The sequence below is a fragment of the Moorena sp. SIO3I6 genome (genome assembly GCF_010672095.1).
Window position 1 is genome coordinate 1 of record NZ_JAAHHU010001789.1, and the last position, 1,000, is coordinate 1,000.

Consider the following 1,000-nt stretch of genomic DNA (forward strand, 5'->3'; position numbering starts at 1 on the left):
AACATCGGTTGCCTGGGAAAGTTGTCCTTTAGAAACGTACTGTTCGGGGGCGCTATACCCAGCAGCAATTAAACTGGCGTGGGTTTGCCTGACTCCTAGGGTGAGTTGACTAGTAATACCAAACTCACATAGCACTAGTGTATCGGTATCTTGACGCAGAATGATATTTTCCGGTCTAACATCTAGATGCAGCAAACCCTTTTGATGTAATATGCTCAGGGCATCGCCAATTTGACGAATGTATGCAATAGCTTGAGCTTCTGGAACCAAGTTGGCTTGGATGAGTTCAGCTAACGTCTGCCCTGGAATATATTCCATGACTAGGTAAGGTCGTCCGTCAGCTTCAAAGGATTCGATTACCCTGACTAAATGCTGATGCTGACAGCCGCTCAAGAGCCTACCAAGGGCAATAAATTGCCGCTTGAACTGGTCACCATGGGGATGGTGGCACAGATTGTCGCTGAGGGTTTTGATCACGACGGTTTGACCAGACTCAGCGTTTATGGCTAGGTAGGTGATGCTAAAGACACCTTTACCTAGCTGGCTATGAATAACATATTTGCCGTTGTGCAAGACTGTGCCTGCCTTTAAGTCCATGAAAGTTAAGTTCAACTCCCACCTATGCTAACCTTAAGTGGTGCAGAATGGTTGACACTACCTAGGTTTCGTTCCTCCCTTTCTAACAATCAAGTATCAAGGAAAAACGAGGATAACTATTACCGAAATTATCAGAGTGGGAGAGTTTGAGAGGGAAAATTCATCCCCGTCCTCTTAGGTCGGGGTATTCTTTTCCCTCTCAAATAGTGTTAATATAAAAAGTAAGGGTCTCAAAAAAACTGGGTATTGACCCTACTCAGCTACCCTCGGTGCGCGGGAAAGTCACGCCCATGGAGATAACAGTCGCCCACGGCTGTGCCTGGGAATCCCCATCCCTGCGACGGGTGGGGAGGTTCAATCAGCTTAATTATTCTGTAGCAGGAGTTGTTAATCAGGATCAAAC

1 protein-coding gene is annotated in these 1,000 nt (G+C 46.4%); it reads right to left on the minus strand.

Going from position 1 to position 1,000, the window contains the following annotated elements; all coding sequences use genetic code 11:
- Nucleotides 1-612, minus strand: a 612-nt coding sequence (locus F6K49_RS53150; protein WP_293111208.1) for a serine/threonine-protein kinase, incomplete at its 3' end; no start/stop codon positions are given.
- Nucleotides 613-1,000: the final 388 nt, after the last annotated feature.